Annotated in this window: 29 protein-coding genes; 13 read left to right on the top strand and 16 right to left on the bottom strand. The window is 66.8% G+C overall.

What is annotated here, in order from left to right; all coding sequences use genetic code 11:
• Positions 1 to 57: 57 nt before the first annotated feature.
• The gene (locus tag TPR58_RS04315) at positions 58 to 1389 is read right to left on the bottom strand and encodes a M24 family metallopeptidase (RefSeq protein ID WP_346245385.1); all 1332 of its coding nucleotides are present in this window, start codon (positions 1387 to 1389) and stop codon (positions 58 to 60) included.
• A 400-nt stretch (positions 1390 to 1789) separates the two neighbouring features.
• Here TPR58_RS04315 and TPR58_RS04310 point away from each other — a divergent pair, with 400 nt between their 5' ends.
• Complete coding sequence (locus TPR58_RS04310) at positions 1790 to 2263, top strand: MarR family transcriptional regulator (RefSeq protein ID WP_181401901.1); 474 nt, start codon at positions 1790 to 1792, stop codon at positions 2261 to 2263.
• A 370-nt stretch (positions 2264 to 2633) separates the two neighbouring features.
• Here the strand turns inward: TPR58_RS04310 and TPR58_RS04305 are convergent, their stop codons facing one another.
• A complete protein-coding gene (locus tag TPR58_RS04305) occupies positions 2634 to 4091 on the bottom strand; it encodes an amidohydrolase family protein (RefSeq protein ID WP_346245384.1) in 1458 nt (485 codons plus the stop codon).
• A 166-nt stretch (positions 4092 to 4257) separates the two neighbouring features.
• Here TPR58_RS04305 and TPR58_RS04300 point away from each other — a divergent pair, with 166 nt between their 5' ends.
• The 4 genes from TPR58_RS04300 (at position 4258) to TPR58_RS04285 (ending at position 10461) form a co-directional block, all read left to right on the top strand.
• A complete protein-coding gene (locus TPR58_RS04300) occupies positions 4258 to 6051 on the top strand; it encodes a 2OG-Fe(II) oxygenase family protein (RefSeq protein ID WP_346245383.1) in 1794 nt (597 codons plus the stop codon).
• Positions 6052 to 6120: 69 nt separating this feature from the next.
• A complete protein-coding gene (locus TPR58_RS04295) occupies positions 6121 to 6900 on the top strand; it encodes a cyclase family protein (RefSeq protein WP_346245382.1) in 780 nt (259 codons plus the stop codon).
• A gap of 4 nt (positions 6901 to 6904) precedes the next feature.
• Complete coding sequence (locus TPR58_RS04290; protein ID WP_346245381.1) at positions 6905 to 9028, top strand: thiamine pyrophosphate-dependent enzyme; 2124 nt, start codon at positions 6905 to 6907, stop codon at positions 9026 to 9028.
• A complete protein-coding gene (locus TPR58_RS04285) occupies positions 9028 to 10461 on the top strand; it encodes an indolepyruvate oxidoreductase subunit beta family protein (RefSeq protein ID WP_346245380.1) in 1434 nt (477 codons plus the stop codon). Before TPR58_RS04290 ends, TPR58_RS04285 begins: the two co-directional genes overlap by 1 nt.
• Before the next feature lie 147 nt (positions 10462 to 10608).
• On the opposite strand, the gene TPR58_RS04280 is transcribed toward TPR58_RS04285, so the two are convergent.
• Positions 10609 to 11001: a (deoxy)nucleoside triphosphate pyrophosphohydrolase gene (locus TPR58_RS04280; protein WP_346245638.1), complete on the bottom strand. Its 393-nt coding sequence runs from the start codon at positions 10999 to 11001 to the stop codon at positions 10609 to 10611.
• Positions 11002 to 11089: 88 nt separating this feature from the next.
• On the opposite strand from TPR58_RS04280, the gene TPR58_RS04275 reads away from it, so the two are divergent.
• Together TPR58_RS04275 and TPR58_RS04270 are read left to right on the top strand one after the other, a co-directional pair.
• Positions 11090 to 11272 carry a Flp family type IVb pilin gene (locus TPR58_RS04275; RefSeq protein WP_346245379.1) on the top strand — a complete coding sequence of 61 codons (183 nt, stop codon included), beginning with the start codon at positions 11090 to 11092 and terminating at the stop codon, positions 11270 to 11272.
• Positions 11273 to 11406: 134 nt separating this feature from the next.
• Entirely contained in the window at positions 11407 to 11574 is a 168-nt protein-coding gene (locus TPR58_RS04270) for a Flp family type IVb pilin (protein WP_346245378.1), read from the top strand.
• Positions 11575 to 11682: 108 nt separating this feature from the next.
• Here TPR58_RS04270 and TPR58_RS04265 read toward each other — a convergent pair whose 3' ends face one another.
• From TPR58_RS04265 to TPR58_RS04250, 4 genes are read right to left on the bottom strand one after another with little or no spacing between them, the layout of a single operon-like run.
• Complete coding sequence (locus tag TPR58_RS04265; protein ID WP_346245377.1) at positions 11683 to 12630, bottom strand: acetyl-CoA carboxylase carboxyltransferase subunit alpha; 948 nt, start codon at positions 12628 to 12630, stop codon at positions 11683 to 11685.
• A 12-nt stretch (positions 12631 to 12642) separates the two neighbouring features.
• The gene (locus TPR58_RS04260; protein ID WP_346245376.1) at positions 12643 to 13560 is read right to left on the bottom strand and encodes a tyrosine-type recombinase/integrase; all 918 of its coding nucleotides are present in this window, start codon (positions 13558 to 13560) and stop codon (positions 12643 to 12645) included.
• Positions 13561 to 13579: 19 nt separating this feature from the next.
• Positions 13580 to 15376 (bottom strand): hypothetical protein, encoded by a 1797-nt coding sequence (locus tag TPR58_RS04255; protein ID WP_346245375.1) that lies wholly within the window; start codon positions 15374 to 15376, stop codon positions 13580 to 13582.
• Positions 15357 to 15494: a hypothetical protein gene (locus TPR58_RS04250; protein WP_346245374.1), complete on the bottom strand. Its 138-nt coding sequence runs from the start codon at positions 15492 to 15494 to the stop codon at positions 15357 to 15359. Before TPR58_RS04250 ends, TPR58_RS04255 begins: the two co-directional genes overlap by 20 nt.
• Positions 15495 to 15577: 83 nt before the next feature.
• Here TPR58_RS04250 and TPR58_RS04245 point away from each other — a divergent pair, with 83 nt between their 5' ends.
• The 5 genes from TPR58_RS04245 (at position 15578) to TPR58_RS04225 (ending at position 19099) form a co-directional block, all read left to right on the top strand.
• Positions 15578 to 16117 carry a shikimate kinase gene (locus TPR58_RS04245; RefSeq protein WP_346245373.1) on the top strand — a complete coding sequence of 180 codons (540 nt, stop codon included), beginning with the start codon at positions 15578 to 15580 and terminating at the stop codon, positions 16115 to 16117.
• The gene (gene aroB, locus TPR58_RS04240) at positions 16114 to 17217 is read left to right on the top strand and encodes a 3-dehydroquinate synthase (protein ID WP_346245372.1); all 1104 of its coding nucleotides are present in this window, start codon (positions 16114 to 16116) and stop codon (positions 17215 to 17217) included. The genes TPR58_RS04245 and aroB overlap by 4 nt, the downstream gene beginning before the upstream one ends.
• 74 nt (positions 17218 to 17291) lie before the next feature.
• A complete protein-coding gene (locus tag TPR58_RS04235) occupies positions 17292 to 17579 on the top strand; it encodes a hypothetical protein (protein ID WP_346245371.1) in 288 nt (95 codons plus the stop codon).
• Positions 17580 to 18027: 448 nt separating this feature from the next.
• Complete coding sequence (locus tag TPR58_RS04230) at positions 18028 to 18459, top strand: hypothetical protein (protein ID WP_346245370.1); 432 nt, start codon at positions 18028 to 18030, stop codon at positions 18457 to 18459.
• A 193-nt stretch (positions 18460 to 18652) separates the two neighbouring features.
• On the top strand, positions 18653 to 19099 hold the full coding sequence (locus TPR58_RS04225; protein ID WP_346245369.1) for a hypothetical protein: 447 nt from the start codon (positions 18653 to 18655) through the stop codon (positions 19097 to 19099).
• A 130-nt stretch (positions 19100 to 19229) separates the two neighbouring features.
• Here TPR58_RS04225 and TPR58_RS04220 read toward each other — a convergent pair whose 3' ends face one another.
• The 6 genes from TPR58_RS04220 to TPR58_RS04195 all read right to left on the bottom strand — a co-directional run bounded on the left by TPR58_RS04220 (position 19230) and on the right by TPR58_RS04195 (position 21952).
• Complete coding sequence (locus tag TPR58_RS04220) at positions 19230 to 19640, bottom strand: hypothetical protein (protein WP_346245368.1); 411 nt, start codon at positions 19638 to 19640, stop codon at positions 19230 to 19232.
• A 64-nt stretch (positions 19641 to 19704) separates the two neighbouring features.
• Entirely contained in the window at positions 19705 to 20217 is a 513-nt protein-coding gene (locus TPR58_RS04215; RefSeq protein WP_346245367.1) for a YbjQ family protein, read from the bottom strand.
• 25 nt (positions 20218 to 20242) lie between these two features.
• Positions 20243 to 20461, bottom strand: a complete 219-nt coding sequence (locus tag TPR58_RS04210; RefSeq protein ID WP_346245366.1) for a hypothetical protein — start codon at positions 20459 to 20461, stop codon at positions 20243 to 20245.
• Between the two features lie 36 nt (positions 20462 to 20497).
• Positions 20498 to 21010 carry a hypothetical protein gene (locus TPR58_RS04205; RefSeq protein WP_346245365.1) on the bottom strand — a complete coding sequence of 171 codons (513 nt, stop codon included), beginning with the start codon at positions 21008 to 21010 and terminating at the stop codon, positions 20498 to 20500.
• A gap of 55 nt (positions 21011 to 21065) precedes the next feature.
• Positions 21066 to 21590, bottom strand: a complete 525-nt coding sequence (locus TPR58_RS04200) for a hypothetical protein (protein ID WP_346245364.1) — start codon at positions 21588 to 21590, stop codon at positions 21066 to 21068.
• 35 nt (positions 21591 to 21625) lie between these two features.
• Complete coding sequence (locus TPR58_RS04195) at positions 21626 to 21952, bottom strand: hypothetical protein (protein ID WP_346245363.1); 327 nt, start codon at positions 21950 to 21952, stop codon at positions 21626 to 21628.
• Positions 21953 to 22188: 236 nt separating this feature from the next.
• On the opposite strand from TPR58_RS04195, the gene TPR58_RS04190 reads away from it, so the two are divergent.
• Complete coding sequence (locus tag TPR58_RS04190; protein WP_346245362.1) at positions 22189 to 24063, top strand: M1 family metallopeptidase; 1875 nt, start codon at positions 22189 to 22191, stop codon at positions 24061 to 24063.
• A 37-nt stretch (positions 24064 to 24100) separates the two neighbouring features.
• Here the strand turns inward: TPR58_RS04190 and TPR58_RS04185 are convergent, their stop codons facing one another.
• From TPR58_RS04185 to TPR58_RS04175, 3 genes are read right to left on the bottom strand one after another with little or no spacing between them, the layout of a single operon-like run.
• On the bottom strand, positions 24101 to 24388 hold the full coding sequence (locus tag TPR58_RS04185; RefSeq protein WP_346245361.1) for a hypothetical protein: 288 nt from the start codon (positions 24386 to 24388) through the stop codon (positions 24101 to 24103).
• Complete coding sequence (locus TPR58_RS04180) at positions 24385 to 24726, bottom strand: DUF423 domain-containing protein (RefSeq protein WP_346245360.1); 342 nt, start codon at positions 24724 to 24726, stop codon at positions 24385 to 24387. The genes TPR58_RS04185 and TPR58_RS04180 overlap by 4 nt, the downstream gene beginning before the upstream one ends.
• A gap of 27 nt (positions 24727 to 24753) precedes the next feature.
• Positions 24754 to 25224, bottom strand: coding sequence for a hypothetical protein (locus TPR58_RS04175; protein WP_346245359.1), 471 nt, complete (start codon positions 25222 to 25224; stop codon positions 24754 to 24756).
• Positions 25225 to 25340: the final 116 nt, after the last annotated feature.

Raw genomic sequence — 25340 nt, 5'->3', positions numbered from 1 at the left:
CAACCCGCGAGTCTCAGGTCAATCTTTGTCCACGACGCCTAACTGCAAGCTCGCACATTACCGCACCAGCAGGATCCTGCTGTTCGGCGGATAGGCCCATTCCAGCCCGCGATCGGTCACCACGCCATTATCCTCCAGCGGGATCTTGATCTTGCGGCCGCCCCATTCGGGGACCGGGGTGTAGAGGAACAGCTCGATCGACAGCATCGTGCCCGGACGCAGCCGATAGGTCATGCGCAGCGGGTTGAAGTCGGCCATCGACGGGCCCGATCCGTGCCCCAGGTCGCCGACCGAATGGCTGCCGATGACCACGTCGGAGACCTTGGGGTCCTTGCTGGGATCGTCATAGCGACCAAGCACCAGCCCCGGCGTCTCCGCAACCCGCTTGTTCACCGCGGCCAGCGCGTCGCCGGCGGTCACCCCCGGGCGGATCACGTCGAGGATCATCCGGCGGATGCCCAGCGCCCGGTCGAACGCCCGCTGCACGCCGGCCGGCGGCGCGGTTTCGCCCGGCTTCAGCACATAGGCCATGCGCTTCATGTCGGTATAGTAGAACAGATAGTTCACGCCCCAGTCGACCGTGATCAGGTCGCCCGGCTGGATGATGCGATCCCCCGACACCTGCCCGCGCTCGCCGGGCCCCAGGATATAGATGCTCGGCAGGCCGAAGCTGTTGCCCAGCCCCTGCTCGTGCAGCCGCTCCATCATCCACCAGGCCACTTCGCCGGTGGTGGTATGACCGGGCCGGATCACCTCGCTCGACAGCGCCCGCTCGACGATGGTCCGCGAATATTCGCCGGCGCGGGCGAAGGCGGCGATGCCGGTGGCGGTGTGGCGCGCGCGGAAATCGGACACCAGCTTCTCCGCGGGGACCAGTCGCGCCGCCAGATCGGGCCCGAGCGTTTCGACCAGCCGCGCATGGAGCGACTGGCTGAGCCCGTCGGCGGTGCCGATCTCACTGGCGATGTTGATCCCGATCCGCTTCGGATCGCGCGCCTCGACGAACTTGCGCAGTTCGGCCGGCGAGAGCTTCAGGTCATAGAGCGGGCACTGGTCGAACGCAGCGCCGCCAATGCCCATCGCCGCCCGCTCGATCCGCCCGCTGCCGCTGCGGTCGGTGAACAAATAATAGCCGACATCGCCGACATAGCCGCCGCCCAGCAGCGCGGCATTGGGATCGTCATGTCCCTCGCGCGACGCGACGATCCACATGTCGATGCCGTTCTCGCGCATCGCCTCGGGCAGGATCAGGTCGAGCTTGTCCTTGCGGATCTGGCACATCTCGTCCCAGCGCCGCTTAGCCTCCTGCGCCTGACCAGGCAGCGCGGCCGCCATCAACGGCAGCAGGGCGAGCCACAGGATATGATTGCTACGACGCTTGGACGACATGGACCTTCCTCCGGACCGACTCCGATCTCGACCGGATCGTGACAGGGTTACGTCCATAATGGAACAATAATCACGCATTATTGTGCCGATCGCACGATCGCCGATATCGCCACCTGCCGTGGCTCGAATGACCAGAGGAAATGACGGGAATGCGCGGACGGGGCCGCAAATCCCGCCGAGCTTCAACGGATCTGCAGCCATCGCCCGACGCCCGTTTCCGTACCCGAACCCGTCAACTCACCGCATCGGATCAACTTGATAGGTGCAAATGCATATGTTTTCGGCTAAGTCGCCTGCCCGAGCCGAGCGGCCCGGCGCAAGGTCTTGATCCTGCGGAACGATTGAGGGAAACATGGCGACAACCGCGGCAAAGAAATCGGCAAGGACGGTAGAGGATCTGATGGACAACCGCAGTGTCTACGACCCCAGCAGTCCCGGTTTCCGCCTGGAGAATTCGCCTTTCTACCTGATGGCGCACGCAGACTTCAAATATCACGAGGACATGGACGTCGTGCTGCACAAGCATGGCGTGTCCAAGCCGATCTACCGCGTGATGACCGTGCTGCGCGAACGCCAGCCCGCCAGCATCGGCGCGATCGCCGAAGCGGCGCTGACCAAGCGCTCGACCATCAGCCGGATCATCGACCGGATGGTCGAACAGGGCCTGGTCACGACCGAGCCCAACCCCGAGGACAATCGCATCACCGAGGTGACGCTGACCCCCGCCGGCCAGCAGACGCTGCGCAAGCTGACCCCGATCGTCGGCCGCCAGTTCATCCGCGCCATGGACGGCGTCAGCGACCGCGACATTGCCCACCTGCTGCGCACCCTGCAGAAGATCAGCGCGAATTTGAGCAAGCTGCCGATCGAGTGAGTGCGCTGGACGTGTCCGCGGTGTCGTAAGAAAATTCTCGCACGAAGGCACGAAGAAGGGGGCACCAAGCCCCCAACCCGGTTCGCCCTGAGCGCGTCGAAGGGCGCTGCGCGACCACTAAGTGACTGCCCATCCCGCACGCGGGAGGGGGCCCGGGGGGTGGGCTCCCGATCTCCACGATCGCCAGCGCACCAGGAAGCCGGGCGCCCAGCCCCTCCCGCAAGCGGGAGGGGAGTAGGTCGGCGCCAGCGCAAAATTACTTCTTTGTGCCTTTGTGTCTTTGTGCGAGCAAATAGCCCGCCCTCAACCGCACGCCACGTAGCGGTAGAAATCCGGGCTTCGACAAGCTCAGCCCGAACGGGCTTTTCTCCTACTCCCGCCCGTCCACGACAACCTTCCCGTCCGCGATCACATAGCGCACCTCGCGCAGATTCTTCAGCGACTCCAGCGGGTTCGCGCCCACCACCAGCAGGTCCGCGATCTTACCCGGCTCGATCGTACCCAGCTTGTCGCCCATCTTCATGATCCGCGCGCCGACCCGCGTCGCCGACGCCAGCACGTCGGCATTGCTCATCCCCGCCTGGTGCAGATAGTCGAGCTCGCGGAAATAGGCGTCGGGGTAGCGCCACTCATTCTCGAACGGGATGTCGGTGCCCACGCCGATCGGCACGCCGGCACGATGGGCTTCGGTCACGCGCTTCAGGTGATCGCCCTGGTCGATGACGAAGCGGCGCGAATGGGTGTGGTAGAAGCCGCCGGTCGGAATGCCCGCGGTCGGGTATCCGCCTTCCAGCAGATTGTCGAACGCGCCGATCGTCGGCACGAACGCGGTGCCGTGCTTCTTCATCAGCGGCACCGCCTGGTCGCTCATCAGCAGCGGATGCTCCAGCGTGTCGACGCCCGCCTCGATCGCCCAGTCGGTATATTTGCCATAGCTGTCGATCGCGACCGGCACGCCGAGCGAATGCGCCTCGTCGATCGCCGCGACCAGTTCCTCGCGGTCGGCCGGCGCGCCCAGCTTGATCCAGTCCACCAGCACCCTCACCTGGCTGCGCACCGCGGTGCGCCACTCCCATGGCCCGTTATAGCCGCGCGTCTCGCCGCCCAGCGCCGGCTTCTGCTTGCCGGTCGCGGTCGAGGTGACCTCGTCGCCATGGCCGCCGGTGCTCGAGATGATCCGCCCGCTCCAGAACACGCGCGGGCCGCGGATGATGCCGCGATCGACCGCTTCCTTGATGCGCAGCGCGACATCGTCGCTGGTGCCTACGTCGCGCACCGCAGTGATGCCCGCCGTGACCAGCTGGTCCGCCAGCGCGGAGCCGCGGATCGCCGCCGCCGCCGGGCTATCCGAATACAGCCCCATATTGGGCCCGCGCTGCTGGGTGAAGTGGATGTGCAGGTCGATCAGCCCGGGCAGGACATACAGGCCGGTGGCGTCGATCTTCCGCGCCGCGCCCGCCGGAACCGGGGTCGAGCGCGCCGGGCCCGCCGCAACGATGCGATCGCCCTGCAGCACCACCACCGCATTCGGGATCGCCGCGCCGCCGCGACCGTCGATCAGCGTGCCGCCGGTCAGCACGACCAGCGGCGCCTTGCTGCGGTCGACCGGCGGGATGGGCAGCCGGCGGACATCGTCGCTCGTCTCGGGGATCGGCCGCGACTGGTTCTGCGCGGCTGCGGGCGCAACGAAGGCCGTGCCGGCAAGGAGCACAGCCAGCGACACAAGGGTCATGCGCACGCCCGGGCGCCGCGAATTTGCCGTGGCTTCCGGCACCGAATGCACCGCCATCGCCTGCATCATGCGCAGCTGCGTCCCCGCCTCGCTCATCTCGCGATCCCCGATATTATTTCCAATTACACATGATTTAGAGCGTGATTCGCTTGACGAGGCAAGGGTCATTTGCAACTTTCGGTCGCAGGACGCGCCATCAGCAGGCTGCGACCGCAAGATGCCGCAGGTGGAGCAGCCAGTGCGAAACGCAGCTTCCGGACCCATGCCGAGCGCTCAGGCCGGCCTCGCCGCGGCCGAGCTCGGTCAGGCGCTGCAACAGGCGATGACGCTCGCCCGCAGCGGCCGGTCGGACGCTGCCGAGGCACTGTTGAACCGCATCCTCGACCGCCTGCCGGGCCAGCCCGACGCGCTGCAGCTGCTCGGCATGATCGCTCGCCAGTCGGGCCGGCAGCAGGACGCGGTCGCCCTGTTCCGCCGCTCGCTCGCCGCCAACCCCGCCCAGCCGCATGTGCTGAACAATCTCGGCAACAGCCTGTCCGATCTCGGCCGCCACGACGAAGCGGTGGCGGCCTATCGCGATGCGGTGCGGCTCCAGCCGGGCTATGCCGACGCCGCGGTCAATCTCGGCCTCGCGTTGATCGCCTCTGGCGATCGTCCGGGCGCAGCCGCGGTCCTCGGCCCGCTGCTGCATCGGGACTCTCGCAACGCCCGTGCTTGGGCGTCCCTGGGCCAGGCGCTCGACGGCGATGAAGCGATCGGCGCCCTGCGCCAGTCGCTGGCGCTGCGCCCGGATCATGTCCCAACGCGCCACAATCTCGCCGTGGCGCTGCGCCTCGCGGGGCGGGCAGCCGAGGCGTTGCCGCTGTTCGAACGCTGCCGCGCCGCCGATCCGACGACGCCCGAGATCGCCTATAATCACGGCCATTGCCTCCAGGATCTCGGGAGGATCGACGATGCGGTCACCGCCTATGGCGCGACGATCGCGCTGCGCCCGACCGATCGTGCCGCGCACGCGTCGCTCAACCGCCTGTTGTGGCAGCATGGCCGGACCCATGTCTGGCTTGCCAGCTACCGCGCCGCGCTGCCCCGCCATCCCGGCGACCAGGGTCTGCTCGCCGATTATGGCGCCAGCCTTCTCCTCGCCAGCCATGCCGATCAGGCAGCGGCGCTGCTCGCCCCGCATGTCGATGGCGCAGGCGCCGAGCTTCGCTACCAGCATGGCCGCGCGCTGTGGTCGCTCGGCAAGGCCGATGCCGCACTTGCCGCCCTCCGCTCCGCACTGCCGTTCGCGCCGGCGGCGCGCGAGGCTGCCCGCATAGGAATTATCCTGGATCGCCCGACCGACGCCCTGCCGCTGCTCGACGACCTGCTCGCCGCGGATCCGGCGGACCAGCAGGCGCTCGCGCTCCAGGGGCTCGCGTGGCGCTCCACCGAAGATCCGAAAGAGGCCTGGCTGAACGACGTCTCGCGGTTCGTTTCGGAGGCCGTGCTGACACTCGCCGATGGCGACGTGGCCGGGTTCAACGCCCGGCTCGATGCCGCGCTCACCCCGCTGCACCGCGCGACGCAGTCTCCGCTCGATCAGACGCTGCGCGGCGGGACCCAGACCAGCGACGACCTGTTCGCCCTCCCCCTGCCCGAGGTCGCGGCGGTTCGCGCGATGATCGAGGCGCGCGTCCGGGCGTGGATTGCCGAGCTTCCCGAGGATGGTAACCATCCGTTTCTGCGCCGGAAAACTGCCGGTTTCGCCTTTTCCGGCTCCTGGTCGGTACGGCTGCGCAGCGCCGGCTTTCACGAGAACCACATCCATCCCGAAGGCTGGATCAGCGCCGTCTATTACGTCGCCCTGCCCGACGCGGTGACACAGGACGAACAGGGCTGGCTGAAGTTCGGCGAGAGCGGGCTGCGGCTCGGCACGCGCGAGCGGATCGCGCACATGGTCCGGCCCGAGGTCGGCAAGCTCGTGCTGTTCCCGTCCTATTTCTACCACGGCACCGTGCCGTTCGACGATGCGCGCCACCGCACGACAATCGCCTTCGATGTCGTGCCCGCATGAACCTGAAGCCGCATCGAATTACTTGCATATGCAACTAAATCCAGCCACAAAACCCATGGGAGGACAAGGATGACCCGTCAGACGCTGCAGGATTTCGCCGCCGGAATCGCCTCGGGCGCGATCCGTACGATCGACCTCACCCAGACGCTGTCGCCGGACACGCCGACCCTGGTCCTGCCCCCTGAATTCGGCCAGTGCGCCGGCTTCAGCCAGGAAGAGATTTCGCGCTACGACGAGCGCGGCGTCGCCTGGTACTGGAACAACTTCACCGTCAGCGAGCATACCGGCACACATTTCGACGCGCCGGTCCACTGGATCACCGGGCGGGATCTGGACAACAACGCGGTCGATACCGTCCCCCCGGCCGACTTCATCGCGCCGGCGGTGGTGATCGACATCTCCGCCAAGTCCGCGGAGAACCCCGACTATCTGCTGACCGTCGCCGATATCGAGGCGTGGGAGGCCGAGCATGGCGCGATTCCGCCGCGCAGCTGGATCCTGCTGCGCACCGACTGGTCGAAGCGCGACGTCGAAGCCTATACCAATCGCCGCGAGGACGGCGCGCATACGCCCGGTCCCTCCGCCGAGGCGGTCAAGTTCCTGATCGAGCAGCGGGACGCGCACGGCCTGGGCGTCGAGACGATCGGCACCGATGCGGGCCAGGCGCATCTGCTCGACCCCACCTATCCGGCGCACACCCTGTTCCACGCCGCCGGCCGCTACGGCCTGCAATGCCTGGAAAATCTCGACCAGCTGCCGGCGACCGGTATCGTGATCCTGGCCAGCCCGCTCAAGATCAAGGGCGGATCGGGCAGCCCGCTGCGCGTGCTCGCGCTGGTCGCGGACTGATCGCATGGCCGAGCGTTCGTTCAAGGCGGAAGTCGAGCAGCTGCGGCTCGGCGAGGGCGAGGTCTTCCACGGCGAAGGCATCCTTGCCGTCACCAAGGCGCTGCTCCAGGCGGGCGTCGCCTATGTCGGCGGCTATCAGGGGTCGCCGATCAGCCACCTGATGGACGTGTTCGCCGACGCCAACACGCTGATGGGCGAACTCGGCGTCCATTTCGAAAGCTCGGCCAGCGAAGCGACCGCGGCCGCGATGCTTGCCGCCTCGGTCAACTACCCCCTGCGCGGCGCGGTCGCGTGGAAGTCGGTCGTCGGCACCAACGTCGCCTCGGACGCTTTGTCCAACGTCGCCTCGGGCGGCGTGACCGGTGGCGCGCTCATCATCCTCGGCGAGGATTATGGCGAGGGCTCGTCGATCATGCAGGAGCGCACGCACGCGTTCGCGATGAAGTCGCAGATGTGGCTGCTCGACCCGCGGCCCAGCCTGCCGATGATCGTCGACATGGTCGAGAAGGGCTTCGAGCTGTCCGAGGCGTCGAACACGCCGGTCATGCTCGAACTGCGCGTGCGTGCCTGCCACGTCACGGGCAGCTTCGTCACGCGCGACAATCGCCACCCGCCGCTGACCGTCTCCGAGGCCGCCGAGACGCCGCGCCGCGACACCGACCGCATCGTCCTGCCTCCCGCCAATTTCCTGCACGAGGTCGAGAAGATCGAGCAGCGCTGGCCGGCGGCGGTGAAGTTCGTCCAGGAGCACAAGCTCAACGAGCATTTCGGCACTGCCGGGGACGAGATCGGCATCATCGTCCAGGGCGGGCTGTTCAACTCGCTCAACCGTGCGCTCGAGCTGATCGGGCTGTCGGATGCCTATGGCAATGCGAAGCTGCCGGTCTATGTCCTCAACGTCACCTATCCGCTGATCCCCGACGAGGTCCGCGACTTCTGCGCGGGCAAGCGCGCGGTGCTGGTGGTCGAGGAGGGCCAGCCCGAATTCATCGAGCATGAGTTCAACACCTTGGTGCGCCGCGCCGACCTGCGGACCAGAATCGTCGGCAAGGACGTGCTGCCGCGTGCGGGCGAATATAGCGGCGCGGTGATCCGCGACGGCGTCGCCAAGTTCCTGCGCCTCCATGCCCCCGAGCGCGCCCCGGCCGAGGAACCGGCCCAGCCCCCGGCGCTTTCCCCGGCGGCAGTGCCGCAGCGGCCTGCGGGCTTCTGCACCGGCTGTCCCGAACGCCCGATCTTCTCGGCGATGAAGCTGGTCGAGAAGGAGCTGGGTCCCTCGCATGTCTCGGCCGATATCGGCTGCCACCTCTTCTCGATCCTGCCGCCCTTTCATATCGGCAACACGACGATGGGCTACGGGCTGGGCACAGCCGGCGCATCGGCGTTCAAGCCGCGCGACAAGCGCGCGATCGCGATCATGGGCGATGGCGGCTTCTGGCATAACGGCCTGACCTCGGGGATCGGCAACGCCGTCTTCAACCAGGACGACAACCTCACGATCATCGTCGACAATGGCTATTCGGCCGCGACCGGTGGGCAGGACGTGCTGTCGTCGCGCGCCAAGCCGCCCAACCGCAAGACCAACAACCCGATCGAGAAGGCGGTGCGCGGCATCGGCATCGGCTGGGCGAAGACGCTGGAGCGGACCTATGACGTCGCCGGCATGCGCGATGCGATCCGCGACGCGCTGACCTCGAAGGAAAAGGGGCCGAAGGTCCTGGTCGCCCAGTCCGAATGCCAGCTCAACCGCCAGCGCCGGATCAAGCCGCAGCTCGCCAAGGCCGTGAAGGACGGCAAGCGTGTGGTGCGCGAGCGGTTCGGGGTCGATCCCGACACCTGCACCGGCGACCATAGCTGCATCCGCCTGTCGGGCTGTCCGTCGCTGACGATCAAGACCAACCCGGATCCGCTGCGCGAGGATCCGATCGCGCATGTCGAAAACAGCTGCGTCGGCTGCGGCGTGTGCGGCGAGGTGAGCCATGCCGCGGTGCTGTGTCCGTCCTTCTACAAGGCGAGCATCGTCTCCAATCCCGATCGCCGCGACCGGCTGCGCCAGCGCCTGCGCGGCTGGATGATCGGCGCGCTGCAACGCCGCACCGCGCGCGGCATCGCCGCAAGGACCTTCTGATGACCGATCGCAACCGCATCACCATCGCCGTGCTCGGGCTGGGCGGCCAAGGCGGCGGCGTGCTGGCCGACTGGATCGTCCAGCTGGGCGAGCGCAACGGTCATGTCGCGCAGGGCACGTCGGTGCCCGGCGTCGCCCAGCGTACCGGCGCGACCATCTATTATATCGAGATGATCGCCGATGTCGGTGGCCCCCGCCCGGTGCTGGCGCTGACCCCGGTGCCGGGCGATGTCGATGTCGTCGTCGCATCCGAGCTGATGGAGGCGGGCCGGGCGATCCTGCGCGGCTTCGTGTCGAAACGGACCCAGCTGATCGGATCGACCCACCGCGTGTACGCTATCTCCGAAAAGTCGGCGATGGGCGACGGTCGCGCCAGCGGCGAGCGGATCGTCGCGGCGGCGCATGATCGCGCGCGGCGCTTCATCGGCTTCGACATGGACGCGGTCGCCGAGCGCACCGGCAGCGTGATCAGCTCGGTGATGTTCGGCGCGCTGGCCGGCAGCGGCGCCCTGCCCTTCGCGCGCAGCGCTTTCGAGGACGCGATCCGCGCCGGCGGCAAGGCGATCGAGGCCAATCTGCGCGGCTTCGCGGCGGGGTTCGATGCGGCGCAGGGCGTGGCCGAACCCGCGCCCGCCCTGCCCGACCTGCCCGCCCCGACCAGCGCCACCGGCCGGATCCTGGCCGAGCGGATCACGGCAGCGCTTCCGCCCGAGGCGCACCGCTTCGCGCTCGAAGGGGTCAAGCGGCTGATGGACTATCAGGACGCGGCCTATGCCGAACACTATCTCGACCGGCTCGAGCGCCTGGACGGCACGCCGGAGGTGCTGGCGGAGGCAGCGCGCCACCTGGCGCTATGGATGTCGTACGAGGACACGATCCGCGTCGCCGACCTGAAGGTCCGCGCCACCCGCTTCGCCCGGGTGCGCAGCGAGGTGAAGGCGAAGGAAGACCAGATCGTCAACATGACCGAATATATGCACCCGCGGCTCGAGGAGATTTGCGAGACGCTGCCGGCGCCCCTGGGCCGTCGCATCCTGGCGAGCGAAGGCTGGTCGCGGCGGCTGCATCCGTTCTTCACCAAGGGCCGCCATGTCGAGACGACCAGCCTGCGCTGGTTCCTGATGCTGTCAGTTCTCGCCGGCTGGCGCCGCTGGCGCCGCGGGACGCTGCGCTACCAGCTCGAGCAGGCGCGGATCGAGGACTGGCTGGCGTTGGTTCGCGCGGCTGAGCCCGAGGCGGCACTGGAGCTGGTGAAGTGCCAGCGGCTGATCAAGGGCTATGGCGACACCTTTGCGCGGGGGCTCGGCAATTACGAGCGGATCGTCGCACGGTGGCGCGCGGGCGGCGTGGATGCGGCGGGGCTGCGGGCGCTGAGAGAGGCGGCGCTGGCGGACGAGGACGGTGTTGCCTTGGGGTTGGCGCTGGCGGGGTGAAGAAAGCACAAAGGCGCAGGCCCGTCGTCACGGCATCGGTGAGACGACCGCGCAGAATCGGCGCGAGCGGGCAAGCGTCAATGCTGCCCCGATGGGGGCGAAGGCCATTCGCTCCACCCCGTGCCGCCAAGCTTCGAGACTGAACAGCTAGACCAGCGCCTCGAGCAGGCCGATCAGCGGCTTGTCGGCGGGGGGCATGTCGAGGCGGTGGAGCTCGACCGGGCGGAGCCACTTGAGCGCATGCGCGTGGCGCGGTTCGGGGACGCCGCGCCATTTGCGCAGGGCGTAGAGGAGCAGGAGCAGGTGGCGGTCGCCCAGCGGTTCGCTGGCGAAGCAGGCCGGTGCCAGGCAGGCGGCCTCGACATCGATGCCCAGTTCCTCGTGCAGCTCGCGGATCAGCGCCGCCTCGGGCCGCTCGCCGGGTTCGACCTTGCCGCCGGGAAACTCCCACAACCCCGCCATCGACGTGCCCGCCGGGCGCTGCTGGACCAGGACCCGGCCGTCGCCGTCGACGATCGCGGCTGCGACAACGAACAGCATCTGCGAGTTAAGCGCCGGATCGTTGCTAGACACTTGTTAACGCCCCTTCCCTAGACTGCGGCGCACCTATCGGGGGAGTGGTGCACAAATGCGAGCCTTGTTGCGACACGTGCGGCGCTTTTGCGACAGCCGGCGGGCGGCGACCGCGGTCGAATATGGCTTCATCCTTGCATTGGTGGTGCTCGCCTTGCTGGCGACGCTGCAGCTGCTGGCGGGGCGGACGACGAGCATGTGGAACCGGGTGTCCGAGCGGGTTCAGACCAGCCGTTGAGCTCCCGAAACTTTTTCGGCCGCTATGGGCCGCAGTTTAGAAATTTATTTACCTCCCCCGCCTAAACCAGTGATGCCGCGACGGTTTTGCCGCAGCGGCCGGGAAATGAAGCACCTTCGAACGTGGAGACCGTTATGACCAAGATTCGCAATTTCGTTAAGAATTCCAAGGGCGCGACCGCGATCGAGTACGGCCTGATCGCCGCGCTGATCGCCGTTGCCGCGATCGCCGCGATGCAGGGCCTGGGCAATCAGCTGAACACCACCTTCAGCAACGTCTCGTCGAACATGAAGGCTTCGTAAGCCTCGTCTCGACACAGTATCGGGCGGCGGAACTCCGGTTCCGCCGCCCTTTTCGTGCATAACGTTCGTGCAAAAAGCGCAGGAAGCTTCCTACGCCAAGATATATCTTCAGAGACGGCCCATTGCGAGGAACTTGGCGCGGCGCATCTGGCGCAGCGCTTCCGGCGCCAGCCCGTCCATCGCCACCAGAGCCGAATCGATCGCATCGCCCAGCGCGCGGATCGCGGCGGCATGATCGCGGTGCGCGCCGCCCAGCGGCTCGGGAACGATCGTGTCGATGACGCCCAGTTCCTTGAGATGCTGCGCGGTGACCTTCATCGCCTCGGCCGCCTCGGGCGCCTTGTCGGCGGTGCGCCACAGGATCGAGGCGCAGCCTTCGGGCGAGATCACCGAATAGACGGCGTGTTCGAGCATCAGCACGCTGTTGCCCGCGGCCAGCGCCACGGCGCCGCCCGATCCGCCCTCGCCCAGCACCGCCGCGACCAGCGGCACGCCGAGGTTGAGGCATTGTTCGGTCGAGCGGGCGATCGCCTCGGCCTGGCCGCGTTCCTCGGCCTGGATGCCCGGAAAGGCGCCGGAGGTGTCGACGAGTGTGATGACCGGCAGGCCGAAGCGGTCGGCGAGCTGCATCAGGCGGATCGCCTTGCGATAGCCCTCAGGCTTGCCCATGCCGAAATTATGCCTGAGCCGGCTGGCGGTATCGTCGCCCTTTTCATGGCCGATGACCATGACGCGGCGGCCGCGGAAACGGCCGAGGCCGCCGATGATCGCCTGATCGTCGGCAAAGGCGCGGTCGCCTGCCAGCGGCATGAAATCCTCGATCAGCGCCGCGACATAATGGGTGAAGTGCGGGCGTTCGGGATGGCGCGCAACCTGGGTCTTCTGCCACGGGGTGAGGCGCGAATAGGTGTCGCGCAGCAGCTTGTCCGACTTGACCTGAAGCGGGGTGATCTCGGCATCGAGATCGACCTCGCCACCGGCGGCGGTGGCGCGCAATTCGTCGATGCGAGCCTGAAGCTCGGCGATCGGCTTTTCGAAATCTAGGAAACTGGCCATGGGTCGTTTCGGTTAAGCGCGCCGGGGCCTCGCGTCAACGAGCGCCTGACCCAGCGGGTGGCGCGAATTGACCAGATCGACCAGCCGGCGGCTGTCGACATGGGTGTAGATTTCGGTCGTGGCGATGTCGGCATGGCCGAGCATCGACTGGAGCGCACGCAGATCGGCGCCCCCTTCGAGCAGATGGGTGGCGAAGGCATGGCGCAGCACGTGGGGACTGACCCGGTCGGGCGGGATGCCGGCCTCGACCGCCAGCCCCTGGAGGATCTGGTACAGACGCACGCGCGACAGGTGCGCCTTGCCCGAGGGGAACAGCCACAGCCTGGCCGGATCAACATGGCCGCGCCACAAGGCGACCGCGGCGCGGGCGCGGTCGGAGATCGGCACCAGCCGCTCGCGCCCGCCCTTGCCCTTCAGGATCAGATAGGGCCGGTCGGGATGGACGGCGTTTCGCGGCAGCGAGACGAGCTCGGTGGCGCGCAGCCCGGAGCCGTAGAGGAGTTCGACCAGCGCGCCGAGCCGCAGGTCGAGCGGATCGGCAGGCACCCGCGCCTGTCGTGCAGCAACCGCGTCGAACAGGCGGTCAACATCGGCGGTGCTCAGCACCTTGGGCAGCGGCCGGGTGGCGCCCGGACGGGGCAGCGCGGCGCCGGGATCGTCGGCGCGAAGCCCCTCGTCCGCCAGGAAGGCGAAGAAGCGGCGCAGCGCGGCCGACTTGCGTGCGACGGTGGCGCGCGACAGCGCCTGCCAGCCGCCGGCCAGCGCCTGAAGCTCGCCCTGCCCCGCATCGCCCAGCCGTCCGGACAGCGCCTGCGATGCGAGACGCAGGTCGGTGCCATAGGCGGCGAGCGTGTTCTTCGCCGCGCCCGCCTCCGCCGCGAGCATTTCGAGGAACCGGTCGATCAGCGCGCGATCGTCGCCGGCGCTCATCGGGGGTGCCCCGGCCGGGTCAGGCGCGGGTGACCGCCTCGACGGCGATCATCCGGGCATATTGCGGCATGCCGGCGGTGCGGAAGGCGGCGACGATGTGGAACAGCGCCTCGGGCGAGATCGCGCCCCAGCCGCGCGACTGCATCCCCACCGCGGCGAGCAACGCGACGGTGCCGGAATCGCCGCGGGCCGCAGCGCCGTCGATGGCGCGGGTCCAGCTGTTCTGCGCGGCCACGGGCACGTCGAGCGACTGGGCATAGCTGCGCGCGTCGCTGTCCGAGAGCTTGCCGAGGCCGGCGAGGCCGGCAAAGGCGAGCTGGACCGCGCGCGGGCTGGCCGCTGCGCGATAGGCCTCGAAATCGCCGCCGGCGATGCCGCCATTGGGATCGGTAAGCGCGAGCAGCATCCAGCCCGAGCCGCCGCGCGGGGCGACGCCGCGCCAGGCAAGCGCGGATTGTTCGAAGCCGGCGGTCAGCATCGCGGCGATCAGCGTGTCGGCATCGGCGGCCAGTTCGGGCCGCACCGGAATGGCGGAGGCGGCGCGCGCGGTCAGCACCAGCCGGCCATAGCGGCGGCGGGCCGAATCGCTTTCGCCCCAGATGGTCTTGAGCGCGGCGACGCGGGCGGCGGCATCGGGGCCGCTATGGGCGGTGCGCAGGTCGCGCGCGGTGGCGACGAAGGGGCCGCCATCATCCTCCTGCTCGATCTCGCCATAGAGCGAGACGAGGCCGGCATTGGAGAAGACGCCATTGGCCGCGGCCAGCTCGGCCGGGGCGAGACGCTGGGCCGCGGGGACCATCGGCGCCAGCGCCTGCCAGAAGCGGACCTGGGGGCCGACGCCGGTATAGAGCGCGTCGGGCACGGTTTCGCCAGTGGCGGTGGCGAGGCCCCAGCGCCACGCGCTGAGCGCGTCGACGCCGTCCCATTCGATGGTGATGGCGCCGCGGCCGCCGGCACCGACCAGCTTTTCGGCGAGCAGATTGTCGATGGTGCCGCGCGGGCCCGAACGGGCCTCCTTCAGCAGCGCCTGGGCCTTGTTCGGTTCACCGCCCAGGCCGGCGCACCAGGCGCGAGCGAACTGCCAGGCGCGATCGGGCAGTTCCTGAGCCGCGGGATCGGCGAAGCCGCACACCATCGCCGGATCGGCGGCGGCGAGCGCCACCTGCATGCCGACGCGGTACAGGCCGGGGGTGAAATTCTCCGCATCGACGCCCTGCACCACCGCGCGTGCGGCGAAGCTTTCGCCCATGCGCAGTAGCAGCCAGGCACGCTGCGCCGCATAATCGGCGCCGTTGATCCCGGCGGGGGTGTCGATCGGCGATTGCAGCGCGCGGCGCAGCGCGATCGAGACCCAGCGCGACGGCACCGGCGCGTCGAGCCGCTGCATCAGGATCATCTGGGCCCGGCCCGGCGTGCGGGCAAAGGCATCGGGCGCGAACACCGGATTGCCCCAGGCGGACACGCCGATGCGGTTCAGCGACCGCTTGGCGAATTCGGGCAGTTCGTACTTGCTATAGTCGATCGGCGCCGGGGTGGCCTCCGCCAGCGGCGCGCTGTCGTTGCCGAACAGCGCGGGCGAATCGGCCGGGACCGAGGGCGGCGCGACAGGCGCGGCGGTCGGACGCGGGGCAGCGGGCCCCGACGGACGCGGTGCCGGAGCGGGCGCCGGCGCGGGATCGTTGAACCCCGGCGGCAGCAGCGATTCGGGTGTGTCCTGGGCCCGGAGCGGCGCGAGCACCGGCACCGCGACGCCCGCAAGCAGGGCGGCGACGAGGGCGATGCGGGCGGCGGACAGCCTAGTTGGCGAGATTTTCAAGCGAGACGCCCTTTTCCACGCGCGTCGGTTCCTTGGCGGTGTCCCGCCCGGCGAAAAAGAACAGCCCTGCCACCAGCAGCACGAGGACAGCGATCAGCACGACTAACGAACGGGACATTGGAAAACTCTTCCGCAAACAACCAAGACTATGCGCGCGGCCTTTTGCCCGAGCGCGACCCTCGCTGTATAGCCCCGATGGACATGTTACAAACACGCCCCCCCGATCCGCGCTGGAGCGGCAAGCCGATCGTGCTCGTCGGATTGATGGGCGCGGGCAAGTCGACCGTGGGGCGGCGGCTGGCGCAGCGGCTGGACCTGCCCTTCGTCGATGCCGATACCGAGATCGAGACCGCGGCGGGCATGGCGATCACCGACATCTTCGACCGATTCGGCGAACCCTATTTCCGCGACGGCGAGCGGCGGGTGATCGCCCGGCTGGTCGACGGCACACCCAAGGTGATCGCCACGGGCGGCGGCGCGTTCATCCAGCAGCAGACGCGCGACCTGATCCTGGACCATGCGATCGCGGTGTGGCTGGACGCCGAGCCGGCGGTGCTGGCCGACCGGGTGCGGCGGCGCGACACCCGCCCGCTGCTGCGCGGGCGCGATCCGGAAGAAATCCTGTCGGAGCTGGCGGCGGTGCGAAACCCCTATTATTCGCTGGCCCCGTTCCGCGTGAAGAGCGTGGTCGCCCCGCACGACGCGACGGTGAACGCCATCCTTGAAGCAATAGGTGCATGACCCTCATTCCCGTCGCGCTGGGCGCCCGAAGCTATGACATCGTGATCGAGGCCGGCGTGCTGACGCGCGCCGGTGCCCATCTGAAGCCGCTGTCGCGCGGCCGGACGATGGCGATCGTCACCGACGCCAATGTCGCGCCGCACCTGGCGACGCTGCAGGCCGCGCTGAGCGAGGCGGGCATCGCCAGCGAGGCGATCGTGCTGCCGCCCGGCGAAGGGACCAAGAGCTGGGCGCAGCTGGAGGCGCTGACCGACCGGCTGCTCGAGCTGGGCGTGGAGCGCGGCGACCATGTGATCGCGCTGGGCGGCGGGGTGATCGGCGACCTGGTCGGGTTCGCCACCAGCATCCTCAAGCGCGGATGCGGCTTCGTCCAGATCCCGACGACGTTGCTGGCGCAGGTCGACAGTTCGGTGGGGGGCAAGACCGCGATCAACAGCCGGGCGGGCAAGAATTTGATCGGCACGTTCCACCAGCCGGCACTGGTGCTGATCGATCCGCAGGTGCTGGACACGCTGCCGCTGCGCGATACGCGCGCCGGCTATGGCGAGGTCGTGAAATACGGCCTGATCGACGATCCCGAATTCTTCGACTGGTGCGAGGCGAACGGCGCGGCGCTGCTGGCGGGCGATCCGCAGGCGCGCGAGACGGCGATCGCCCGGTCGGTCGCGGCCAAGGCGCGGATCGTGGCCGAGGACGAGCGCGAGACGACCGGCAAGCGCGCGCTGCTCAACCTGGGCCACACCTTCGGCCATGCGCTGGAGGCGGAGACGGGCTTTTCCGACCGGCTGGTCCACGGCGAGGGCGTGGCGGCGGGCATGGCGCTGGCGTTCGGATATTCGGCGCGGCTGGGCCTGTGCCCCGCCGCGGATGCCGAGCGGGTCGCGGCGCACCTGCGCGCGGTGGGCCTGCCCGACGGGCTGGCGGCGGCGGGCATCGACGCGGATGGCGCGACGCTGGTGGCGCATATGTTGCACGACAAGAAGATGGACGCCGGCACCCTGCCCTTCCTCCTCGCGCGGGGGATCGGCGAGACGTATCTGGAGCGGGCGGTGGACCTGGGCGAGGTGGCTCGGTTCCTGGATGAGGTGCGGGGGGCGTAGGGGCGAATGACTCGGATAGGTGGAATGCGGTTGCTTCGATGGACAGCCAGGCGGTCGCTGAATAGACTTTGGCGATGGATCGCAGCGCCGCCATTGAAGCTCTAAGAAGCGAGGGACTCTTCGCGGTCGAGCGCACTTGGTCGCTAGGTGACAGCATCGCTGTTGGGTCTCTGCCAACGTCGGATGGCGAGATCGTCAGCTATAGGCTTATGATGTATCTCTATCCTGCCGAGGATCGACATTGGAATATCGCCAACCTGATTGAGCCGAGGGGGCCGGACCATGATTGTCGCTTGCCACTCGACGAGGCGGTCGCGCGGGTCATCCAGCTTATGCGAAATGCAGAACTCGCGTTGAAGTAGGAATGGCTGCAAGTGGCGCGTCAGCGGACCCGCAGCATTTGCGTGGCGGACGCTGGCCATCATCACGCTCGGTCACATGGTGTTATCAGGATCCCGCAAAAAGGAGGTCAAACGCTGATAAGGTCGAGCAGAGAATGTGCCATGACACTCGCGGTCAGTCTGCGGCCACGCGAAGAAGCTTGCCATGAAAGTCGCGGGCACAACCGTTAGCAGCCCCTTTTCAAGGCAATAGACGGGAATATGAAATAGCGAGAAAGCCACCGCTGACACGAGGATCGCAACGATCGTCCGTGCGGTGACGCTTTCCACCGCGGCAATGTGTGCGGAGCGAAAGTTAACAGGCGTGTTACCCCCTGCGACCTCGTCCTTATGCTATTAACCGATCGTAGCAACTCCCGGCCAACCTGCACGTTCGAGCAACATTGGTGTTCAGGCAGGGAGTTCAGTGATGAGGAATACTCGTAACGGAATGGCATTTTCGGCACTCTGCGCGGTGATGTTGGCGGGTTCCGCCGCCTATGCGCAGGACAGCGGATCGGGCCAGACGGCATCCGGCCAGTCGGTCGGCGGCGTGCCGAGCGATGCACTGGGGCTGTGCAAGGATGGCACCTATGTGAGCACGGGTTCGAAGGCCACCGCGTGCAGCCGGCATGGTGGCCTGAAAATCTGGTATCCCGATGGGCCGGGCACCGCGACGGCGGCCGACTATGCGACGCCCGAGTCCGGCAGAACCGCGACCAAGGAAAAGGTAAGCGGCGTGCCGAGCGACGCGCTGGGCCTGTGCAACGACGGTACTTATGTAAGCACCGGTTCCAAGCAGACGGCGTGCTCGGCGCATGGGGGCATGAAGATTTGGTACCCGGACGGTACGCCGAACTGAGGCAGGTGGCTCCACAGAACCCGGTCGTTCGAAACGGATCCGACGACCGGGGTCTGCAATCTTGACGCCCCGACTTTAGGGGAAGGATCGGCTGTTCCAGCCAGGCCAGCACGCGGCGTGACTGTCTCATCGCGCGCACCCCGTCCGATATCTGACGTTGTCGGGCCCCAATATCCGCCGTAGAACTGACGCGATGAATGGCCGGTGGACTGACGTATTCTTTTTGCCGGCGCTATTTTGCTGCGTGGTGGGCGTTGCCCTGCCCGTTCTCATGCTATTTTACCCGGATGCGATCAGTCCGGTACTTGGCCCAGCGATGATCGCGTTCTCACCCTTGTGTGTAGTCATGTTCGTCAGCGTTGTTTTCGACAAGTCCGTGCGAGAAGCGAATAACCGCTTCAACGCTACCACCGCAAAAGAGCTGGAGAAACTGGGGTTTTTCCGCTCGCTGTTTTCGACAGCATATGGTGACTGGAGATTCCTTGTCCTTAACCGCCTTGCATGGCTTGAAGGCGTGGTCGCGGTATTTATAGAACGGAAAGATTTAGCATTTCTGGCCTTAATGTGCTTCATGATTTCCACCATGATGACGATGCTTGCTTTCAAGCGGCCGGACTCGTCATTGGCGAGCGGCGAATGAAATCTGCAGCAAATGATTTCAGCTGTTGCTTCAGCCCGTCAATAACTTCGTTGTGATGAAACCGCAAAGCGCTCGTCCGTTGCGTGAGGCCTGACGTCCTTCCTGTCCGAAGGCGTTTAACATGGCGACGCTATACGCTGTCGGCAGCAGCATTCCATCGCACTATCTCGACATCGCACGCCAACTCGACCAGTGCCCATATGTCGGAAGCGCGTTCACGCATTTGAGCCAAGTCCGAAACCTCTTCCTTGGTGCTTGGACTGAACTCTGCAATTGCGTCAAGCAGATCGCGGTGATGCAGGTGAAATCGTTCTCGCAATGCGACGGGTGAATCGACACCGTGAAAGCGCGCTTGGTCCGCGTAGACACAAGCGCAGCCGCCATATTCCTTGATGGAGTAGATGGGCCCGGCGATCATGTCTTCGACTATCAACAGCTCAAGCGAATGGCGCTTGCCCCGCGGGGTAACCAGCTGATGATGAAGCCCCGAGAATATCACATCGTAGCATTGGCGCAGGTCCAGGATTTGCGGCGTTGTCACGGCGTCAGGCTATTTCGTGTGAACACCCGTTTCAACCGGCTACGAACAAGTGCCCGGTCTAGCATTAGCTAGCCATCCCAATAAATGTGAGCACGACCAAGATGCCCGCAGCGATGATGAGCCAGAGCTGGGGGTTGTTGGTCTCACGTAGGGGGGCGGCGACGGTTGCATCCTCTGTAGCCGACGCCGCCGGCTCGGCAGAAGCTGACGGCTCAGTCACCGGTTCCTTAGATGCTTGAGGCACATCCACACCGCAGAAACGACACTTGAGGGCAGCGCGCTTGATGGTCTCGGCGCAAACAGCGCATTGCGTTTCGTCGGAAAGTTTCAAAACGGCCAACCCAGTCCCCTTCATCGACTTCCAGGATGTCAGAGAGACGCCGCTGTCATAGCGCACGTTGATAATGGCATTCGCGCCGAGCTTACTGGCCATGGCCCTCAACTTGCCGTTCATCTCATCAACTGTCGGAGCCGGCGAGAAAGCCATGGTTGCCTCGCACTTGGCTTCAAGTCTCCGAATCGGCGTGTACTCGAAATCGGCTTCGCCGACGTGAATCTCAATGTCCTCAATTCGCATACTACCCCCCAATATCAATCCTGACTTACAATCTGGACAAATCCTCGTTCATCGTCTCGATCGCAAGTTCTTCGTCTCGTAGGCACTGGCGCATGGTGTACAAAAGGTTTTCGTGGGTATCTGCTTCGGTCTCGCCGATAAAGAACGGCCTCGAACGCTTTCGTCCATCCTCGACAGCGGCGATGCGAGCGAGCAATTCTTCGCGGCGGGCGACCGCCGCGTCGCGTCGATTTTCAAGCATCATTCTTCGGTGATCCGTCATCTGATCAGCCTGCGAGCCTTACCCACAATCAGTGAGCGATGGAGATAGCAGGTGCCAAGCCTCTCGATAGGGGTCGAGCCAACCTGCGCCGTACTTGCTGATCTCAAGGTGACTATAGTCCGGCAGGAAGCGCCGCATGTCGCCATCCTTGTGCTGCTGCCCCTTCTTTCCGGGCTGATGCAACCACGCCTGATGGCAAACGGCCAGGGATCCCGCGACGACTGACGCCGGTACGACATGAGTGAAAGGTCCGCAGTCCTTCCCCATCGCGAAGTCCACGAAGCAATAGAAGAGGGACGGTGACGTCAGGCTCTCATGCTTCTTGCCCATGTGCCAGCCCCCATCCTGACCGGTGCTGTTGCGGGTTTTGACCTGGATGGCGCAAAGCCGGTCTCCGATATCGTTCGTGACGACGATGTCGCAGTTCGGGACGCCCGCCGGTGCGAGAGCCGCAATGAATCCACGGCGTAGCAATTCGCTCATGACGAAATGTTCGCCGGCAGCACCGGTCAGGCTGGTCGCTGATACCATGTTTCCCCGTTGCCTGTCACTTTGGACTTCACCGCAAGTTCGCGGCCAAACCAGACTACCGGCTGTTATCCGCGCTTATGTGATCGAGAAGCTCGTCGAGCGTATCGAACGCCACCGTCTCAACCTCATCCCGCTTATCGACCGCAATGTCCTCCACTTCATAGTCCTCCGCCAGTTGGGCGCGGATCCAGCTGTCGGGGAACTGGCGGTCGGCGGCGAACGACAGGAGAGTGACCTCGGCAAAGATGACGACCGAGCGGATGTCGAGGTCGTCGCGCAGGTCGGTCTTCTCGATCACCTCGACGTCGCCGACCGCTTCCTCCACCTCCCGAGCGATCGCGTCGATGATCGCGCGCCAGGCTGCGGCGTCCATCGCGAGGAAGCGGGCCGCGGATGCCATGAGGGTCGCGGGATCGGTAAAGCCGTCCTCGTCCTCCGGATCGAGATTGAGGGTGAATTCGTCGCCGGTCGCCGGCAGGCGTGAGCGGCCGTATACGATACCGTCGCCGATCTGTGGGTCGGAGACAAGGCCGCTTGCGGTGGCGAGGTCGCGGAGATGTTCGAGTTGTGCCGGTTCCATGTTTGGAGCGCTCCTCTGTCAGTGTCGCCGCCTGGTTACCCGCGGTCGAGGTTGCATTTCATGCACGCCCGGGCCGGCCGTCTCAGGATCGTGACGGGGTGCCTGAACGGTTGGCTGTCGGGATCGAAAAAGAACGGTGTCCGGCAGCGGCCGCAGTTCGTCAGGTACGGCACCCAGAAGATCAGGAGAAAAATGCCGATGGACAGGCCGAGCAAGAGGGGCGGCCTCCCTTGATCGAGCAGGCCGAGCAGGAAAGCGGGGGCCACGACGAACATCATCGTGTACCAGTAGCCCAGGGAGCGGATCAGCTTACGACGTTCGCGTCGGATGTCGTAATTATTGTTGAGGGCACCCCTTCTCATACGAGCATCTAGCGGCACTTCCGCCGGCTTTACCACCGGGATCTTGCACCATCGGGTCGTGAGCACTGACCTTATGGCGTGGGTGCCCCTAACTCCCGTAGCTGGGCTCCGGCCTTCGCCGGAGCACGCGCCAGGCGGCGGTGTTGGCGAACGCGCTCCCCCGCCCCACTCAGTTGCGGTTCATCGCGCATCCGCATAGGCACGTCCCCATGCCAACCCCTTCAAAAGGCCCAAACATGCGCTTTCTGGCCTCTGCCCTTGTCCTGGCGACGCTGTCGCTGCCCGCGGTTGCCCAGGTGGCGCAGCCGGCGCCGATCCTGACCACGCCCGAGGCGAAGGACGTGTGGACGCGGGCGCGGCCCGAGGTGGCGCGGGTGACGCATGTCGACCTGGACCTGACCGCCGATTTCGCGGCCAAGGCGATGCGCGGCACCGCGACGCTGGACATATTGGCCGCGAAGGGCGCGCGGGAGATCGTGCTGGATACCGACGACCTGGCGATCACTTCGGTCACCGACGGGCGCGGGCGGGCGCTGAAATATATGGTCGGGGCGGACGATGCCGAGCTTGGCGCGCCGCTGACCATCCAGCTGAACGGGGCGAAGCGGATCGTCATCCGCTATGCCACCGCTCCGGGGGCGAGCGCGCTGCAGTGGCTGAGCCCCGAGCAGACGCTGGGCAAGCGCAAGCCGTATCTGTTCAGCCAGGGGCAGCCGATCAACAATCGCAGCTGGATCCCGACGCAGGACAGCCCCGGCATCCGCCAGACCTGGTCCGCGAAGATCACCGTGCCCGAGGGGCTGGTGGCGGTGATGAGCGCCGAGCACCTGACGAAGCTTCCTGGCGAGGCGGGGCCGAAGGGCATGCGGACGTTCCGCTTTCGCATGACCAAGCCGGTGCCGCCGTATCTGATCGCGCTGGCGGTGGGGGATTTGAAGTATCGCGAACTGGGGCCGCGCACGGGCGTGTGGACCGAGGCCGAGATGCTGGACGCGGCGGCGCGCGAGTTCGTCGATATCGAGAAGATGATCGACGCGGCCGAGGCGCTGTACGGTCCCTATCGCTGGGGCCGGTACGAGATGCTCGTCCTGCCGCCGTCCTTTCCCTATGGCGGCATGGAAAATCCGATGCTGACCTTCCTGACGCCGACGATCGTGACGGGCGACCGGTCGAACACCGATGTGGTGGCGCACGAGCTGGCGCATAGCTGGTCGGGCAATCTGGTGACGAATGCGACCTGGTCGGACAGCTGGCTGAACGAGGGGTTCACGACCTATTTCGAGAATCGGATCATGGAGGCGCTGTACGGCGCGGAGCGGGCGGCGATGTATTCCGACCTGGATTGGGACGGGTTGCAGCGCGACATCGGGCTGGCCGGGGGCAAGGATGCGCCGGCAACGCGGCTGCACGGCGAGCCGGGGGCGACCTATGGCCAGCTCGATTATTTCAAAGGATCGGTGTTCCTGCGCACGATCGAGCGGACGGTGGGGCGGGCGCGGTTCGACGCGTATCTGAAGTCCTATTTCGACCGGCATGCGTTCCAGCCGCAGACGACCGCGGGGTTCCTGGCGGATATCCGGGCGAACCTGATCAAGGGCGATGCGGCGCTGGAGGCGAAGCTTCAGCTGGATCGCTGGGCCTATGGCGCGGGGCTGCCCGAGAATGCGGTGCATGTGACGAGCGCGACGCTGGCCGCGGTGGACGCGAAGCTGGCGGCGTTCAAGGCGGGCGGACCGGCGAGCGCGGTGCGGCCGGACGGGTGGAGCACGCAGGAATGGCAGCGGTTCCTGAACGGGCTGCCGCGGCAGATGAGCGCGGCGCGGCTGAAGGAACTGGACGAGACGCTGGGGCTGTCGGCGTCGGGCAATGCCTATGTGCGCTCGGCCTGGCTCGATCTGGCGATCGGCAACCGGTACGAGCCGGCGCTGCCGTCGCTGAGGCAGTTCGTGACGAGCGTGGGGCGCGGGCTTCTGATCCGGCCGCTGTACACGCGGTTGATGGAACAGGGCGAGTGGGGGCGGCCCAAGGCGCGCGCGCTGTTCGCCGAGGCGCGGGCGGGGTACCACCCGTCGACCGCGGCGGGAATCGAGAAGATCGTGGCGGGGGAGTAAGGGGGGCGTTACCCACTCCCTGGAAGGGGGAAGCGCGTTACTGCAGGCAATAGCCGAACAGGTGGGCGATGACGTCCGTGGCCATGGCCGCGGGGAGGACGACGAGCCACAGGCCGACCGTCGCGAGCATGCGGTGGAGCGGGGCGCGGTAAAAGACCAGCGCCGCGACGAACGGCGGAAGGGCCCAGAGCAGCGGTATGTGCGGGCCGCGCACCTGATACAGGACTGCGCCAAGATTGATCAGCATCACGCCGATGCTGGTCACTGCGGCGGCGGCGAAACTGCGGCCGACGATGTCGAGCTGATCGATCGTGAGCCTGCTCATTCCGCCCTACCCCGCAGCGCGTGGAACGCGAGCGCCAGCCAGCCGAGGATCAGCAGCACGCCGCCGATGGGCGTGACCGCGCCGAGCCAGCGCGGGAGACCGAGCGCCATGAGGTAGAGGCTGAGGCCGAACACCGCGCCGCCCGCCACGAACAGCCCGGCGGGCAGCCGCGCGCCCATGCGCAGCGCGACGAGCGCGGCGACGGCGTGGATCATCTGATAGTGCGCGCCGGTGCGCAGCCATTCGGCGGCGACGCCGGTTGCGCTATGGGCCCCGAACGCGCCGGCGGCGACTGCGAGCGCGCCGGAGAGAGCGGCGAGGATCGTGAGAGGGGTCATCGGTTCTTCCCCGGCCTCGGGCTCAACTTACAGCGCGCGCAGCCGCGGCGCACAGCCGCTGCGCTCGGCGATGGCGTGCATCGTCGCGATGTCTTCCGCGCGGAACTGCCAGACGACATCGTTGATCACCACGGGGACCCTGGTCCGTCTCGAATCCACCCTGCCTGGGATATGCGCCACCAGCCCCGCGCCGGGCTTGCCGACCTCCACCCGGAAGATCGGGCCCAGCGGAGAACGCGCCCTGCGCCGCTCGACCTCCTGTTCATACTCTTCCTGATCCCGGGGCTGCTCGGCCCGGGCGAGGCTTGCTCGCATGGCGGCGGCATCGGCCGATTTGAGACGGCAGGTCGGCGTGTCGAACCGGAACGGCTTGCCGGGATTGATCTCGAACCCACTGATGGTGCTGTAACGGACGGTCACCGGATCGCCCCGCTCGGCGTGCGGCGCACACGCGCCCGCCATGGCCGTCAGCGCCAGGATCGCAACTTTGGTTCTCACCACCCTGTCTCCTCGCCGATTGCCGTGACATTCAATCATATCGCTTGGCGCTACAAGATGCAGGGCGTTGCTTGGTTTCGGTGAAGATTTTGTGCGCGCGGAGGCGCGGAGGCGCT

Source organism: Sphingomonas rustica (assembly GCF_039652585.1).
Classification (GTDB): Bacteria; Pseudomonadota; Alphaproteobacteria; order Sphingomonadales; family Sphingomonadaceae; genus Sphingomonas; species Sphingomonas rustica.
Note: the sequence above shows the minus strand (reverse complement) of the source record. Positions and strands in the feature narration are given on the sequence as shown.